Origin of the sequence: Rhodopseudomonas palustris (assembly GCF_003226555.1) — a bacterium.
Lineage (GTDB): Bacteria > Pseudomonadota > Alphaproteobacteria > Rhizobiales > Xanthobacteraceae > Rhodopseudomonas > Rhodopseudomonas palustris_I.
Window position 1 is genome coordinate 1,021,074 of sequence record NZ_QKQS01000023.1, and the last position, 14,271, is coordinate 1,035,344.

Annotated in this window: 12 protein-coding genes; 5 read left to right on the forward strand and 7 right to left on the reverse strand. The window is 65.9% G+C overall.

From position 1 onward, the window contains the following. Nucleotides 1-94: 94 nt before the first annotated feature. Nucleotides 95-1,282: a serine hydrolase domain-containing protein gene (locus DNX69_RS17260; RefSeq protein ID WP_110787673.1), complete on the reverse strand. Its 1,188-nt coding sequence runs from the start codon at nt 1,280-1,282 to the stop codon at nt 95-97. A 245-nt stretch (nt 1,283-1,527) separates the two neighbouring features. On the opposite strand from DNX69_RS17260, the gene DNX69_RS17265 reads away from it, so the two are divergent. Continuing rightward, nucleotides 1,528-1,857: a hypothetical protein gene (locus DNX69_RS17265; protein WP_110787167.1), complete on the forward strand. Its 330-nt coding sequence runs from the start codon at nt 1,528-1,530 to the stop codon at nt 1,855-1,857. Between the two features lie 163 nt (nt 1,858-2,020). After that, nucleotides 2,021-3,514: an NAD-dependent succinate-semialdehyde dehydrogenase gene (locus DNX69_RS17270; protein ID WP_110787168.1), complete on the forward strand. Its 1,494-nt coding sequence runs from the start codon at nt 2,021-2,023 to the stop codon at nt 3,512-3,514. 62 nt (nt 3,515-3,576) lie between these two features. Here the strand turns inward: DNX69_RS17270 and DNX69_RS17275 are convergent, their stop codons facing one another. From DNX69_RS17275 to DNX69_RS17295, 5 genes are read right to left on the reverse strand one after another with little or no spacing between them, the layout of a single operon-like run. Further along, nucleotides 3,577-4,260, reverse strand: a complete 684-nt coding sequence (locus DNX69_RS17275; RefSeq protein ID WP_110787169.1) for a protease inhibitor Inh/omp19 family protein — start codon at nt 4,258-4,260, stop codon at nt 3,577-3,579. 2 nt (nt 4,261-4,262) lie between these two features. Continuing rightward, nucleotides 4,263-5,249: a 2-hydroxyacid dehydrogenase gene (locus DNX69_RS17280; protein WP_110787170.1), complete on the reverse strand. Its 987-nt coding sequence runs from the start codon at nt 5,247-5,249 to the stop codon at nt 4,263-4,265. Further along, a complete protein-coding gene (locus DNX69_RS17285; protein WP_110787171.1) occupies nt 5,249-6,073 on the reverse strand; it encodes an ABC transporter permease in 825 nt (274 codons plus the stop codon). The genes DNX69_RS17280 and DNX69_RS17285 overlap by 1 nt, the downstream gene beginning before the upstream one ends. Beyond that, on the reverse strand, nt 6,070-6,900 hold the full coding sequence (locus DNX69_RS17290) for an ABC transporter ATP-binding protein (protein ID WP_110787172.1): 831 nt from the start codon (nt 6,898-6,900) through the stop codon (nt 6,070-6,072). The genes DNX69_RS17285 and DNX69_RS17290 overlap by 4 nt, the downstream gene beginning before the upstream one ends. An 8-nt stretch (nt 6,901-6,908) precedes the next feature. Next, nucleotides 6,909-8,054 (reverse strand): ABC transporter substrate-binding protein, encoded by a 1,146-nt coding sequence (locus DNX69_RS17295; protein WP_110787173.1) that lies wholly within the window; start codon nt 8,052-8,054, stop codon nt 6,909-6,911. A gap of 129 nt (nt 8,055-8,183) precedes the next feature. Between DNX69_RS17295 and DNX69_RS17300 the strand changes: the two genes are divergently transcribed. Then, the gene (locus DNX69_RS17300) at nt 8,184-8,996 is read left to right on the forward strand and encodes a creatininase family protein (RefSeq protein WP_110787674.1); all 813 of its coding nucleotides are present in this window, start codon (nt 8,184-8,186) and stop codon (nt 8,994-8,996) included. A gap of 258 nt (nt 8,997-9,254) precedes the next feature. Continuing rightward, a complete protein-coding gene (locus DNX69_RS17305; RefSeq protein ID WP_110787174.1) occupies nt 9,255-11,312 on the forward strand; it encodes a carbohydrate porin in 2,058 nt (685 codons plus the stop codon). Between the two features lie 19 nt (nt 11,313-11,331). Here the strand turns inward: DNX69_RS17305 and DNX69_RS17310 are convergent, their stop codons facing one another. After that, entirely contained in the window at nt 11,332-12,963 is a 1,632-nt protein-coding gene (locus DNX69_RS17310) for an FMN-binding glutamate synthase family protein (protein WP_110787175.1), read from the reverse strand. A 288-nt stretch (nt 12,964-13,251) separates the two neighbouring features. Here DNX69_RS17310 and DNX69_RS17315 point away from each other — a divergent pair, with 288 nt between their 5' ends. Beyond that, entirely contained in the window at nt 13,252-14,202 is a 951-nt protein-coding gene (locus tag DNX69_RS17315) for an ATP-grasp domain-containing protein (protein ID WP_110787176.1), read from the forward strand. Nucleotides 14,203-14,271 lie beyond the last annotated feature (69 nt).

A 14,271-nucleotide genomic window follows, 5' to 3' on the forward strand; every position in this document is an offset into this window, starting at 1 on the left:
GTCGGGTCGCCGTCGTTGCGGGCTTATCGCCTCTTTTCACCAAGCATAGCGCCGCCGGCGGGGCTTTGCGACCCCGCCGGCGGCGCCAGAGATCTCAGGCGGCCTGCTGCTCGGCGCCGAGGCCGGCATAGACGCCGCGTTCGAACGCGGCGAACGCCTCCAGGCATCGAGCGTCGGCGAACGGCAGCACCTGCATCAGGATCACGCCGCTGACGTCACGGGCCGGATCGATCCAGAAATAGGTGTTGGCGAGGCCGGCCCAGGCGAGGCTGTCGGGGCTGCGGCCTTCCGGCGTGGTGTCGGTGTTGATCAGGAAGCTCATCCCCCACTTCTTGGTCATGCCGGGGTAGAGCTCGACGTCGTTGGTGGCGAACGGGATTGCCGAGTTCAGCTTGGTGACGTTGAGATCGCCGATGTGGTTCTGGCCCATCATCGCCACCGTCTCGGGCTTCAGCAACTGATTGCCGCCGGCGCGTCCCTTGTTGAGGATCATCTGGGTGAACTTGAGATAGTCCGCCGCGGTGCCGTAGAGGCCGCCGCCACCCATGTGGAATTCAGGTTCCTGCGCGACCTCGAACGGGATCGGCGACAGTGAACCGTCCTCGCCGCGGGCGTGCACTGCTACCAGCCGTTTGCGTTGGTCGTCGGTGATCTTGAAGCCGGTGTCGGTCATGCCGAGCGGCGCAAGGATGTTGTCGCGCAAGTAAGCATCGAGCTTGACGCCGCTGGCGGCTTCCACCGCCTTGCCGGCGAAGTCGATGTTGATGCCGTATTCCCAGCGCGTGCCCGGATCGGAAGCGAGCGGGGTCTTCAGCGCCGCTTCCTGACAGCCGATGATCCCGGGGATGCCGTGCCGCTCCATGTACTTCACCATGTCGGCGTTCCACATGTCGTAGCAGAAGCCGGCGGTGTGGGTGAGCAGGCGCCGCAGCGTGATCGGCGTCTTGGCGGGCCGCGTCTTGGGCGTGCCGTCGGCGTCGAAACCGTCGAGCACCAAGGGCTCGGCGAGGTCGGGCAGGACCTTGCCGATCGGCTCGTCGAGCGACAATTTGCCCTGCTCGACGAGCTGCATCGCGGCGGTGGCCGTAATCGCCTTGGTCATCGACGCAATCCAGAACACGCTGTCGGCCGTCATCGCCGGCGGTTTCGACAGATCGCGTTTGCCGAAGGCGCCCTGGTACAACACTTCCTGCGAATTGCCGGCGATCGCTACGACGCCTGGGATGGCGCCGCTCTCGCTCATCTGCTGCAGGCTCTGGTCGATCTGGCTGCTGCTCTGCATCATCATCCTCCCTTGTTGGTTGGCAGTCTTCTGAAAGCGGCCGGATTGTTCACCCGCGGACCTCGTCCGGCAAGCGGCACGGTGGACCGGCGACAAAGTCTCGCATCTGCGAGCGGCCCTGCCGCGGTCTCGCGCCGGGAACGAATGAGGATGCGTGGCGTTCACAAAGTCGCCGCAGTGTTGAACCTCGCGGCGTCCGTCATCGTCCAACTCAACATGACCAAGCCCCCGCCTGGAGCACCGAGATGATTCCGACCTGGAGTGACTGGAAGCGCTATCCGAAGCCCGGCCGCGGCGGGAACATCGAGGCGCCGATCAGTCCTGGGATCTATGAGGTGCGCTACGCGCAGACCGGCGCGCTGTACGGGTTCGAGGCGGTCGACAATCTCGCCGTCGCGCTGGCGCAGCTTTCGGTCAAATCGGGTCGAATCGGGTCGTGGTTCGGTCGGCGCGGAGTGCAGCCGTTCCCGGAACTCGAATATCGCGTGTGCGCCACCACCTCCCGCGCCCATGCTCGCACCGCCGCCGAACGCATGATCAATCTGCGCAGCACCTGGATCGCCGGCGCCGCCTGACGTCGTTGCCGCACGCCTGCATTCGCAGCTGCGAAGCCGCTTCACGTCGCAAAGCATGATGGCGGCCCGGCACTGTGCTCTGAGCGATCTCTGCCTATATTGACCGGCGACAGGGACCGTTCGCGGTCCCGCCTGCGATCCATAGCAACCGCCGGAGCATTCGATGTCCCCCACCGCCACCGCCCGCACCGCCGCTCAAGCCGCATCGCTGCGCGATCGTTTGAAGGACCCGTCGCTGCTGCGAGAGCAGTGCTACATCGACGGCGCCTGGACCGGGAGCGGATCGATTGCGGTGATCAATCCGGCGACCGGCGGCGCAATCGGCCGAATTCCGAGCCTCGGAGCCACCGAGGCGACTGCGGCAATCGAAGCCGCCGAACGGGCGTTTCCGGCCTGGGCCAAACTCACCGCCAAGCAGCGCTCCAACATCTTGCGCAAATGGTTCGAGCTGATCGTCGCCAATCGTGAGGATCTGGCGCTGATCCTCACCAGCGAACAGGGCAAGCCGCTCTCCGAAGCGCTCGGCGAAGTCGATATCGGCGCCGCCTATATCGAGTTCTTCGCCGAGGAGGCGCGGCGGGTCTATGGCGAAACCATTCCGACCCAGCGGCCCGACGCGCGGCTGATCGCGATCAAGCAGCCGATCGGCGTCTGCGCCGCGATCACGCCGTGGAATTTCCCGAACTCGATGATCACCCGCAAGGTGTCGCCGGCACTCGCGGCCGGCTGCACCGTGGTGCTGAAGCCCGCCGAAGAGACGCCGTTCTCGGCCCTGGCGCTGGCGGCGCTGGCCGAGAAGGCCGGCATCCCGAAGGGCGTGTTCAACATCGTCACCGGCGATGCGCCGCCGATCGGCAAAGTGTTCTGCGAGCATCCGGCGGTGCGGTTCGTCGGCTTCACCGGCTCCACCGAGGTCGGCAAGATTCTCTACAAACAGTCCGCCGCCGGGGTGAAGAAGCTCGGTCTCGAACTCGGCGGTAACGCGCCGTTCATCGTGTTCGACGATGCCGATATCGACGCCGCGGTCGACGGCGCGATGGTGTCGAAATATCGCAACATGGGCCAGACCTGCGTCTGCGCCAATCGGCTCTACGTCCAGGACGGCGTCTACGATGCCTTCGTCGAGAAGCTCGCCGCCAAGGTCAAGGCGATGACGGTCGGCGACGGCACCGAGCAGGGCGTGACCCAAGGGCCGCTGATCAACGATGCCGCGGTCGAGAAGACCGAGCGCCACATCGCCGACGCGGTCGAGCACGGCGCCAAGGTGATCACCGGCGGCAAGCGCCATGCGCTCGGCGGCACCTTCTTCGAGCCGACCGTGCTGGCCGATGTGCGGCCCGACGCGCGGGTGGCGCATGAAGAGACCTTCGGCCCGCTGGCGCCGGTGTTCCGCTTCAAGGACGAGGCCGAAGTGATCAAGCTCGCCAACGCCTCGCCGTTCGGTCTCGCCAGTTACTTCTACGCCCGCGACCTCGGCCGGGTCTGGCGGGTTGCCGAGGCGCTGGAGAGCGGCATGGTCGGCGTCAACACCGGCCTGATCACCACCGAAGTCGCTCCGTTCGGCGGCGTGAAGGAATCCGGCCTCGGCCGCGAAGGCTCGCATCACGGCATCGAGGAATATGTCGAGATCAAATACGTGATGATGGCGGGGATCTGAGTAGCGCGCCGCGAGCCGGCGATCCGTCTCGGAGATTGATTGCATCTCAACGGTGGCTGCGGCTACTGCCGCAGCATGATCAGCGGGTCAGTGGTTTCCGGCACCTTGCGCCATTGCGCATTGTCGTCGGCTTCGAACCGCCACGTATCGCCCCTCGGCGTGACCAGCATCATCGCGCCGTGCTCAAGGCGCCACATCGTCGGGCCGAAGCCGGTCACCTGTGGGTCGCAGTGCGGTTTCAAGAACACCTGGAAATTATCGCCGCTCGCTTCGGTATTGGTCAGCGTCAGGGCGCAGACTTGGCGGCCGTTGCCGCGCACCATGGCCCAGTCGCCGATCATCTGGTCCATCGATTTGGCGAGCGAGCGCGCCGCTACCAGATTCTGCAGGATGTAGATCCCTTCGCCGTCGCGATGTCCTTCGAAGATGCCGCTCTCGACCTCGGTGAAATCGATCACGGAGTTGCCGTCGGCGGTTTGCAGCCGAACGATGTCGAGGCCTTTCACGTCCCAGGCGACGATCGCCTCGGTGAACGGCAGGGTCTTGGCGCAGTCGGGCTCGAGCGCCAGCTTCAGTCCCTTGGCGGCCGGTTCGGACGACAGCGTGACGACGCAGGTCTTGCTGCGTTCGGTGGTCGACAGCTCCCACTGACCGACCATGTCCTTCTTCATCGTTGCCGCGTCCTGCGCCACCGCCGCGGACGCGAGCAGCGCCGTGAGGATCGCCGTGCCGAACGCGCGCCACATGGTCAGCGGCCTTTCACCGGCGTTTCGGCCACCGGCGTCAGCGGCGGACGGCCCGAGAACCAGGCTTTCAGATTGTCGACCACGAGCTGGTTCATGGCGTTGCGGGTCACCACCGAAGCCGAGCCGACATGCGGCAGCAGCACCACGTTGTCCATCGCGCGCAGCGCTTCGGGAACGTTCGGCTCCGCTGCAAACACGTCGAGGCCGGCGGCGAGGATCTTGCCGGATTGCAGCGCGGCGATCAGCGCTTCTTCGTCGATCACCGAGCCGCGCGCCACGTTGATCACCACGCCGCGCGGCCCCAGTGCATCGAGCACCTCGGCGTTGATCAGCTTGGCGGTGGTTGGGCCGCCCGGGGTGATCACCACCAGGGTATCGACCTCCCTGGCCATCTCGATCAGGTTTGGATAGTGCTTGTAGGCGACGCCGGCCGCCGGATTGCGCGAGTGATACACCACCGGCACCAGCGAGGCATCGAGCCGGCGGGCGATCGCCTGGCCGATCCGTCCCATCCCGATCATGCCGACCTTGCGGTCGCGCAGCGAGCCGGTGCTGAGCGGATAATCCTGCGTCTGCCACAGGCCGGCGCGGACGTATTTGTCGGCGCGGATGAATTCGCGCAAGGTGGCGATCAGCAGTCCGAGCGCGGTATCGGCGACTTCCTCGGTGAGCACGTCGGGCGTGTTGGTGACGACAACGTCATGCTGCGCCGCCCAGGCGGAATCGACATGGTCGTAGCCGACGCCGAAGCTCGATACGATTTCGAGTTTCGGAAACCGGGCCAGCATCGCCGCGCCGGTCGGCACCAGGCCGGTGACCGCGATACCGCGGATGCGACCGCGGGCCTCGTCGCTGAGTTTCTCGAGATCGTCGGTGCGCTCGCATCTGTGCAGCACGTAGCCGTCCGGGAAACCCTGATCGATCACCTCTTTGCGCGGGCCATAGATCAACAGATCGATCGGCTCCGACACGCCCGTTTCCCCCGGCATCAATTATCCTTTCCAAGCGCGCTTTCGTGCCAGCGCCGCAGCAATAGATGCGACACCAGCGCCAGCAGCAGATAGATCACAATGCCCGCCGTCGACAGCAACAGCAATGCCGCGAACATGCGCGGAATGTTGAGCCGGTATCCGGATTCGGCAATCCGGTAAGCCAGCCCCGAACCGGCGCCAGCCGAGCCCGCGGCGATCTCCGCCACCACCGCGCCGATCAGCGACAAGCCGCCGGCGATGCGCAGGCCGCCGAGAATGTAAGGCAGCGCCGCCGGCAGCTTCAGCCGGAGCAGCGTCTGCCAGCGCGAGGCGCCGTACAGCCGGAACAGCCCGGCGAGGTTGCGGTCGACCGAGTTGAGTCCCAGCGTGGTGTTGGACAGCACCGGGAAGAACGCGACGATCCAGGCGCAGACGATGACGGCGGTTTCCTGCGGCAGGTAGATCAAGAGCAGCGGCGCGATCGCGATCACAGGTGTCACCTGCAGCACCACGGCATAAGGAAACAGCGAGTATTCGAGCAGCCGCGACTGGTTGAACAAGAGCGCCAGCGCGATGCCGCCGATCGCGGCGGCGACAAAGCCTTCCAGCGTGGTCCATAGCGTGGTCAGCAGCGAGCCGAACAGCACCGGCCAGTCCTGGATCAGCGTCGAGGCGACCAGGAGCGGGCCAGGCAGCACATAAGGCGGGATCTGATTGAGCCTGACCACCAGGTCCCACGCCACAATCGCAGCGGCCAGTACGATGATCGGCAGCACGACGCGTAGCCCGGCGCGGGAGCCGAGCGGCGTCGCTTCGTCACGCGATGCGGGCTCGGCGGTCATGCGCGCGCCTCGTACGTCGCGGGGACTGTTTCGCTGGCTGACGCGAGGGCGCGCGAGACCTCCCGGCACTGCGCCGCATAACCAGCCGAGAGCCGGAATTCCTCGCCGCGGGACGTCGGCGCATCGATATCGAAGGAGGCTGCGATCCGGCCCGGGCGCGGCGTCATCATCACGACACGTTGCGACAGATAAACCGACTCGAACACCGAATGGGTGACGAACACCACCGTCATCTGCAGCTCGCGCCACAGCGCCAGCAGGTCGTCGTTGAGTCGGAACCGGGTGATTTCGTCGAGCGCGGCGAACGGCTCGTCCATCAGCAGGATGTCGGGTCTCGTCACCAGCGCGCGCGCCAGCGAGGCCCGCATCTTCATGCCGCCGGACAGTTCGCGCGGAAACGCATCGGCGAACTCGGACAGGTCGACCCGCGCCAGCACGTCGCCGACCCGCCGATCGATTTCCGCGCCTGCGACTCGCGCCAGCTTCAGCGGCAATGCGACGTTGTGGCGGATGCTCGCCCACGGCATCAGCGTCGGCTCCTGAAAGACGAAGCCGATCGGGTGTTCGCCGCGGCCGCGCGGCGACGCGGTGCCGACCTCGATCCGCCCCGAGGACGGCGCTGCCAATCCGGCGATCATCCGCAGCGCGGTCGACTTGCCGCATCCGGAGGGGCCGAGCAGCGACACGAACTCGCCGCGGCCGATGCTGAGATCGATCGGGCCGAGCGCCAGCGTGCCGGTGCGGTAGGTCTTGGTGACGCCGCGCAGTTCGATTGCCGGCCCGGTGGCTCCGGCATCCGCAGCGGACGGTCGCGGCGACGGGGCCATGTGGCCAGCTATTGCTGCACCGGACGCAGGTCGACGCCGACGCCCTTGTTGATGAACTGCAGCGTGTAGGCTTTGCGGAAATCGAGCCCGCGCGGCACCACGCCGGCACGCGCCATCTTGTCGAAGAACGAAGCATAGCGATCGTCGTTCATGGCGCCGATGCCGTTCTTGATCGAGTCACCGGAATCGACGATGCCGTATTGCTTCATCTTGTCGACTGAATAGGCCAGCATCTCGTCGGTCATTTCCGGGTTGAGCTTCTTGATCATGGCATTGCCGGCGGAATTGTCGCCGTACAGATAGGTGGACCAGCCGATGATCGAGGCATCGACGAAGCGTTGGATCATGTCGGGGTTCTTGTCGATCAGATCCCGACGGGTCTCGATCAGGGTCGAGTAGCCGTTCAGCCCATAGTCGGCCAGCAGCAGCACGTTCGGCTTGAACTTGGCCGCCTGCTCCACGGTGAAAGGCTCGGAGGTGACGTAGCCCTGCATCGCGCTGCGCCGGTCGATGATGAACGGCTGCGGATTGAAGGTGTAGGGCTTAACCTTGGCTTCGCTGAAGCCGTATTCGGACTTCAGCCACTGGAAGTAGCTAGCGATGCCCTCCTTCGAGACGAACAGCGTCAGCGGCTTCAGATCGTTCAACGTCTCGACCTTCGACTCCGGGTGCGACAGGAACACCTGCGGGTCTTTCTGGAAGATCGCGGCGATCGCCACCACCGGCACGTTGTTGGCCACCGCGTCGAAGGATTGCAGCGTATTGGCGGTCATGAAGAAGTCGAGCTTGCCGGCGATCAGCAGCGCCCGATTATTGACGTTCGGTCCGCCCGGCACGATGCTGACGTCGAGGCCGTAGGCCTTGTAGGTGCCGTCGGCGACCGCCTGAAAGAATCCGCCATGCTCGGCTTCGGCGACCCAATTGGTGCCGAACGACACCTTGTCGAAGCCGCCCTCCGGCACTTTGCGCACCGGCTGCACCTTCGGCGGCGGCGGCTTCTTGGGCATCGGCGGTCGCGGCGGCGGCTCCGGCGGCTTTTCGGCCGGCTTTTCGGCGCCATGGCCGTGACCGGAGGCATGAACGGGGGAGGCCAGCGTCACAGCCGCCGCCAACAGCACCCCGGTTAACGCTCGCAGCAGGAAAGCGGGGCTCATGGTTGGACTCCGTCGTTCATTTTGGCCCATGATGACGGCATCAGGGCGGCGCGGATTCGAGCGTTTCAGGATTGATAGCGAAATAATGCCGGCATTTGAACCACTTCTCCGTCAGCCCGCATGTCGCCGATGACCAAGCTGCCGCCCCGTGACTGGAGCGCGATTTACTGGCCCGAGATCGCTGGCGCTGAGCCGGCGCGCTGGATCGCGGTGCTGCCGCTCGCTGCGATCGAGCAGCACGGGCCGCATCTGCCGCTGTCGACCGACGTCACCATCGCGGAGGCCTATCTGGCGCGGGTGCGTGCGCGGCTGCCGGCCGACATCCCCGCCACCTTCCTGCCGGTGCAGGCGGTCGGCCTGTCGACCGAGCATCTGTCGTTTCCGGGCACGCTGACGGTGTCGACCGAGACCGCGCTGAAGCTCTGGACCGAAATCGGCGACAGCGTCGCCCGGGCGGGCGTGCGCAAGCTGGTGGTGGTGACCAGCCATGGCGGCAACAGCGCCGCGATGGGTCTGGTGGCGCAGGAGCTGCGGGTGCGGCACCGGATGCTGGTGGTGACCACCGGCTGGTCGCGGTTCGGCGTGCCCGACGGGCTGTTCGCCGCGGACGAACTGCGCCACGGCATCCATGGCGGTGCGACCGAAACCTCGATCATGCTGGCGCATGCGCCGGAGCTGGTCCGTGCCGATCGGATTGCCGACTTCCAGCCCGCCAGCGTGGCGATGGAGCAGAGCTACCGCTGGTTGTCGGCGCAGCGGCCGGCACCGCTCGCGTGGGCGGCCGAAGACCTGCATCCGAGCGGCGCAATTGGCGATGCCTCTGCGGCCACGGCCGAGAAGGGGCGGCAGCTGCTCGATCACGGGGCCCAGGCGTTCTGCGAGCTGCTGGACGACGTTCACCGCTTCGATCTTGCCGCGCTGGCGACCAGGCCTTCCGCGTGAGCGCGCTTGCCGCGTGCCCGTCGCCAGGCGAGCGGCATTAGGCTGCCGGAAAGGCAGGCCTTTGAGAGATTCTAAACTGGCGCTTTCCTGCCGCGGAAGCATTCAGTATCCGTGCGGCAAGCGCTTTTGAGGGGCGTCCGCCCCCTTTAACTGACGCTGCTTCCGACTTTTGTTCGGTTGCGAGCGACATTCAGATGCCGTCGGGGTGGCGGGGCGCGACCGAACGTCGCATGACCTGTTGTCCTCGAGGTGAGCTTGATGATTGTCCGTCGCCGTCCCGCCAGCCCGATCTCGGCCCGTCGCGACCGCGCGATGCGCGAGACCCGGATGCCGATCTTGCGAGGCCGGTCAGCCTCGGCCCTGATCGCCGGCGCGGCGGCTGGCGCGCTGCTGCTGCCGCCGGCCGCCTCCGCCGGAGGCATCGGCCCGTCACGGATGGATCCGGCCCACAATTGGAGCGGGTTCTATGTCGGCGCTCACGCGGGTTACGTCCGCGGCCATGCCGGCGCGACTCTGCAGGATCCGACATCGACTGCGCAAAACAGCAACGGTGCTGGCGGCGTCACCGCGGGCGCGCAGGCGGGCTACAATGTCGTCACCGGATCGAATTTGCTGCTCGGGGTCGAGGCAGATATCTCGTTTCCAAGCTATCTGCCGCAGAACGCGGTGCTGTCCGAATTCAACAATGGCACTGCGGATGCGCTGCAACACCTCGATTATTACGGCACGGTCCGCGCCCGGCTCGGCGTCATCGCCGGCCGCTGGCTCGGTTATGTCACCGGCGGCCTCGCCTTCGAGCACGAGCGCTATCTCACCGATCCTGACGTCGGCAGCGTGATGAACGCCCGGCTCGGCTGGGCCGCGGGCGCCGGCGTCGAATACGGCTTCACGCCGAATTGGAGCGCGCGGGTCGAATATCTCTACAGCCAGTATCAGAACGCGACCGTGGCCCTGCCGACCGGGGCGAGCTACGCGACGTCGCTGAACCTGCATACCGTTCGGGTCGGTGTGAACCGCAAGATCGACTGGTTCGGCACCGGCAGCACCGACGCCCTTCCCTCGCTCGCCGCAGTTGCCGATCCCGAATCTGATCGCTGGGAGATCCACGGCCAGACGACGATCATCGGGCAGGGCTATCCGTCGTTCCGGGCGCCCTATAGCGGGCCGAACAGCCTGTTTCCCGGCGCGCAGTTCAAGAGCACCTGGAGCACCAGCCTGTTCGCCAATGTCCGACTGTGGGACGGCGGTGAGCTCTACCTCAACCCGGAGTTCTTGCAGGGCTACGGGCTCAGCGACACAGCCGGCGTCGCCGGCTTCCCGAATGGCGAAGGCCAGAAGTCCGGTTTCGCCTATCCGCATTTCAGCCCGTCGCGGTTCTATCTGCGCCAGACCTTCGGGCTCGGCGGCGAACAGGAGCAGCTTTCTTCCAGCGCCTCGCAGCTGTCCAGGAAAGCCGACATCTCGCGGCTGACCTTTCAGGTCGGCCGATTTTCCGTCGTCGACGTGTTCGACGGCAACAGCTACGCGCACGATCCGCGCCGCGACTTCATGAACTGGTCGATTTGGGCGTCCGGCGCGTTCGATTACTCCGCCGACAAGCTCGGCCTCAGCTACGGAGCGACCGCCGAGCTGAACCAGAAGCAATGGGCGATCCGCGCCGGTTACTTCCTGATGGATGCCGAGTCGAACTCCAACGATTTTGACATGCGCGTCCCGCGCCGCGGCGAATATGTGACCGAACTCGAAACCCGCTACGCGTTGTTCGGCCGGCCCGGCAAGCTGCGCACGCTCGGGTTCATCAACAGCGTGTACTCGGGCAGTTACCGCGAAACCCTCGACAATCCGCAGCTCAATCTCGACATCAGCCAGACCCGCAAAGGCCGGATCAAATTCGGCTACGCGTTCAACCTCGAACAGGCGGTGACCGACGATGTCGGCGTGTTCGGCCGCTGGAGTTGGAACGACGGCAAGAACGAGATCATGGCGTTCACGGACATTGACGACAGTCTTTCCGGCGGCGTCTCGATCCGCGGGATGCGTTGGGGGCGGCCCGACGACGTGATCGGGATCGCGGGTGCCAGCAACGGCCTGTCGCGCGATCACCGCGACTTCCTCGCCGCCGGAGGGCTCGGGCCGCTGATCGGCGACGGTCGGTTGAACTATCGCCGGGAGAGCGTGATGGAGGCTTATTACGCCTATGCCGTCACCCAAGCCTGGACCGCGACGGCCGATTACCAGTTCATCGCCAACCCTGCCTTCAACGCCGACCGCGGTCCGGTGTCGGTGTTTTCAGGACGGTTGCACGGAGAGTTCTGAGTCGCCCCGATGACGGGCGTCAAGCGACCGGCGCGAAGCTCTCGGCGCGGGCCATCGCCCAGGCCTGTTTGAAGCGCGGATCCTCGGTGCCCTCCAGCAGTTCGCCGGAACGGAGCTCCGGATAGAGCTGCGCCAGCGACACCACGTCCGATGACGAGGTTCGCTGCGAGAAGTGATAGGAGCGGATGTCGCGGGGATGATCGAGGCCAGCGGCGGCGACCAGTTCGGCCAGCGCCTGGAGCGTCGCGTGGTGATAGTTGTAAACCCGTTCCTGCTTGTGCGGCACCACCAGGGCGCGGTAGCGCGTCGGCTCCTGCGTGGTCACCCCGGTCGGGCAGCGGTCGGTGTGGCAGCTCAGCGACTGGATGCAGCCGAGCGCGAACATGAAGCCGCGCGCCGAGTTGCACCAATCCGCACCGAGCGCAATCGCGCGGGCGACGTCGAATCCGGTCGCGATCTTGCCGGAAGCGCCGAGCTTGATGCGATCGCGGGCGCCGATCCCGATCAGCGCGTTGTGCACGAAACTGATGCCGTCGCGCATCGGCATGCCGAGGTGGTCCATGAATTCCAGCGGGGCGGCGCCGGTGCCGCCTTCCTTGCCGTCGACCACGATGAAATCCGGATAGATCCCGGTGGCGAGCATCGCCTTGCAGATCGCCAGAAATTCCCAGGGATGGCCGATGCAGAGCTTGAAGCCGGCCGGCTTGCCGCCGGAAAGGCGGCGCATCTCGGCGATGAACCGCATCATCTCGATCGGGGTCGAGAACGCCTTGTGATAAGGCGGCGACACGCAATCCTCGTCCATGCCGACGCCGCGGATCTGCGCGATCTCTTCGGAGATCTTGGCCATCGGCAGCACGCCGCCATGGCCCGGCTTGGCGCCCTGGCTGACCTTGAGCTCGACCATCTTGATCTGGTCCTCGGCCGCGACGCGGGCGAACGCCTCGGGATCGAATCTCCCGTCGCGGCTGCGGCAGCCGAAGTATCCGGAGCCGATTTCCCAGATCAGGTCGCCGCCGTGCTCGCGGTGATACGGGCTGACGCCGCCTTCGCCGGTGTCGTGCGCGAAGCCGCCCTTCTTGGCGCCGGCATTGAGGGCGCGGATCGCGTTCGGACTCAGCGCCCCGTAGCTCATCGCCGAGATGTTGAAGACCGAGGCGGAGTACGGCTTGGTGCAATCCGGTCCGCCGATCGTGATCCGGAACGGCTCCTCGGCGTGCGGCCGCGGCGCCACCGAATGATGCATCCACTCGTAGCCGCCATCATAGACGTCCTTCTGGGTGCCGAACGGGCGCTTATCGAGCTCCATCTTGGCGCGCTGATAGATCAGCGCGCGGGTGTCGCGGCTGAACGGCTTGCCGTCCTTTTCGCTCTCGAAGAAATACTGCCGCATTTCCGGGCGGATCTCTTCGAGCAGGAACCGCAGATGCGCCGAGATCGGATAGTTGCGCAGCACCGCGTGGCTCGTCTGCAACAGATCGTAGATGCCAAGCAGAGTGAGGGCGCCGAACACGAGTAGCGGCACCAGCACCAAGCCGAACAGCGGCGTGTGGGTGTCGAGCGCTGCGATGGTGGCGAGCAGCGCGGTGATCACGGCACAGACGGTGAGGGCGATGTAGCGCGGCGAGAGCGGAAGTAGCAGCGTTTCCATGAAATCCACGCGGGAGCGGTTGGATGGATATCGGATCAGCCGCTGCAGCGGGGAGCCCCGTGCGCCTGAGGGCGGTGACCGGCCGCGGTATAGCACGACCGGCCCGGCTCGATAACCTCGGGGATTCCGTGATCATTCCGTCACGGCGTCGTCGCAATCCGATCCGGCCGGCTCGCCGAGTGGCCCGCGGCTGGGTTCGGCTTGACATTTCGCCGCCCCAAAGCGATCCCACCGCGCCCGCCGGCCGACGATGGTCATGCCGGTCACGACCTGTTGACGAGACCCTTGATGCAATATGCCGACCGCGTGATCGTCCGGATCGTCAAAGACTATTGCGGCGCGCGCGGCGTCGACGTCACGCTCGGGCTCGATGGCTGGCTGATCGTGCTGAGCAAGGGCGAGGCCCGTCACTTCATCTACGGCTATGATTTCGGCCTGAACAGCTCGGTCACGCACCGCCTCGCCAACGACAAGGCTGCGACCGCCGACATCCTCGTGGCCGCCGGCGTTGCCTGCGTGCCGCACCGGCTGTTGATGAATCACGAGCATTTCAAGTATGTGCCGAGCAGCGGACACTGGTCGGCGATGCTGGAGATGCTGCGTGCCAATCCCGCGGGGCTGGTGCTGAAGCCGAACGAAGGCACCTGCGGCCATCTGGTATTCAAAGCCGCGACCGAGCTCGAGCTGGAACGCGCCGCCACCGCAATCTTCGCTGCCAGCCAGAATCTGGCGATTGCGCCGTATGTCGAGATCGCCAGCGAGGTCCGCGTCATTCTGCTCGATCGCGAGCCGCTTGTTGTCTACGAAAAGCAGCGGCCGGCGATTACCGGCGACGGCGTGCGGAGCGCGTTTCAGCTTCTTCTCGATGCGGTGCCGGCGGATCGGCTCGGCGCCGTGCTGGCCAATCTGCCGGCAGATCACGCCGCGCTCGATGCGGTGGTGCCGGCAGGGGCGCAATTTCGGCTCGACTGGCGGCACAATCTCGAATTCGGCGCTGTGCCCGAACTGATCGAGAATGGAGACCTGCGCGATGCCAGCGTGACGATTGCCGCCGAGGCGGCCCGCGCGATCGGACTCAGCTTCGGCGCCGTCGATGTGGTGTGGACCGCGCAAGGGCCGCGCGTGCTCGAGATCAATTCGGGCGTGATGATCGAATCGCTCAGTCGCCGGTTTCCGGGCATCGCCGAGCAGGTCTACACCCGCGCGCTCGATCGGGTGATGCAGGCGCTGCCGGTTTGACGCGCCGGCCGGGCGGCGGCGATTTCCTTTCGCTGCGGATCAACTAAGATCGCGTCGCGTCCGCATTTT

Bases quoted from the DNA above. Each gene is read 5' to 3' on its own strand.
- DNX69_RS17300 (WP_110787674.1), top strand. From the start codon at position 8,184: ATGACCAAGCTGCCGCCCCGTGACTGGAGCGCGATTTACTGGCCCGAG.
- DNX69_RS17290 (WP_110787172.1), bottom strand. From the start codon at position 6,900: ATGGCCCCGTCGCCGCGACCGTCCGCTGCGGATGCCGGAGCCACCGGG.
- DNX69_RS17295 (WP_110787173.1), bottom strand. From the start codon at position 8,054: ATGAGCCCCGCTTTCCTGCTGCGAGCGTTAACCGGGGTGCTGTTGGCG.
- DNX69_RS17275 (WP_110787169.1), bottom strand. From the start codon at position 4,260: ATGTGGCGCGCGTTCGGCACGGCGATCCTCACGGCGCTGCTCGCGTCC.
- DNX69_RS17270 (WP_110787168.1), top strand. From the start codon at position 2,021: ATGTCCCCCACCGCCACCGCCCGCACCGCCGCTCAAGCCGCATCGCTG.
- DNX69_RS17310 (WP_110787175.1), bottom strand. From the start codon at position 12,963: ATGGAAACGCTGCTACTTCCGCTCTCGCCGCGCTACATCGCCCTCACC.
- DNX69_RS17265 (WP_110787167.1), top strand. From the start codon at position 1,528: ATGATTCCGACCTGGAGTGACTGGAAGCGCTATCCGAAGCCCGGCCGC.
- DNX69_RS17280 (WP_110787170.1), bottom strand. From the start codon at position 5,249: ATGCCGGGGGAAACGGGCGTGTCGGAGCCGATCGATCTGTTGATCTAT.
- DNX69_RS17315 (WP_110787176.1), top strand. From the start codon at position 13,252: ATGCAATATGCCGACCGCGTGATCGTCCGGATCGTCAAAGACTATTGC.
- DNX69_RS17305 (WP_110787174.1), top strand. From the start codon at position 9,255: ATGATTGTCCGTCGCCGTCCCGCCAGCCCGATCTCGGCCCGTCGCGAC.
- DNX69_RS17260 (WP_110787673.1), bottom strand. From the start codon at position 1,282: ATGCAGAGCAGCAGCCAGATCGACCAGAGCCTGCAGCAGATGAGCGAG.
- DNX69_RS17285 (WP_110787171.1), bottom strand. From the start codon at position 6,073: ATGACCGCCGAGCCCGCATCGCGTGACGAAGCGACGCCGCTCGGCTCC.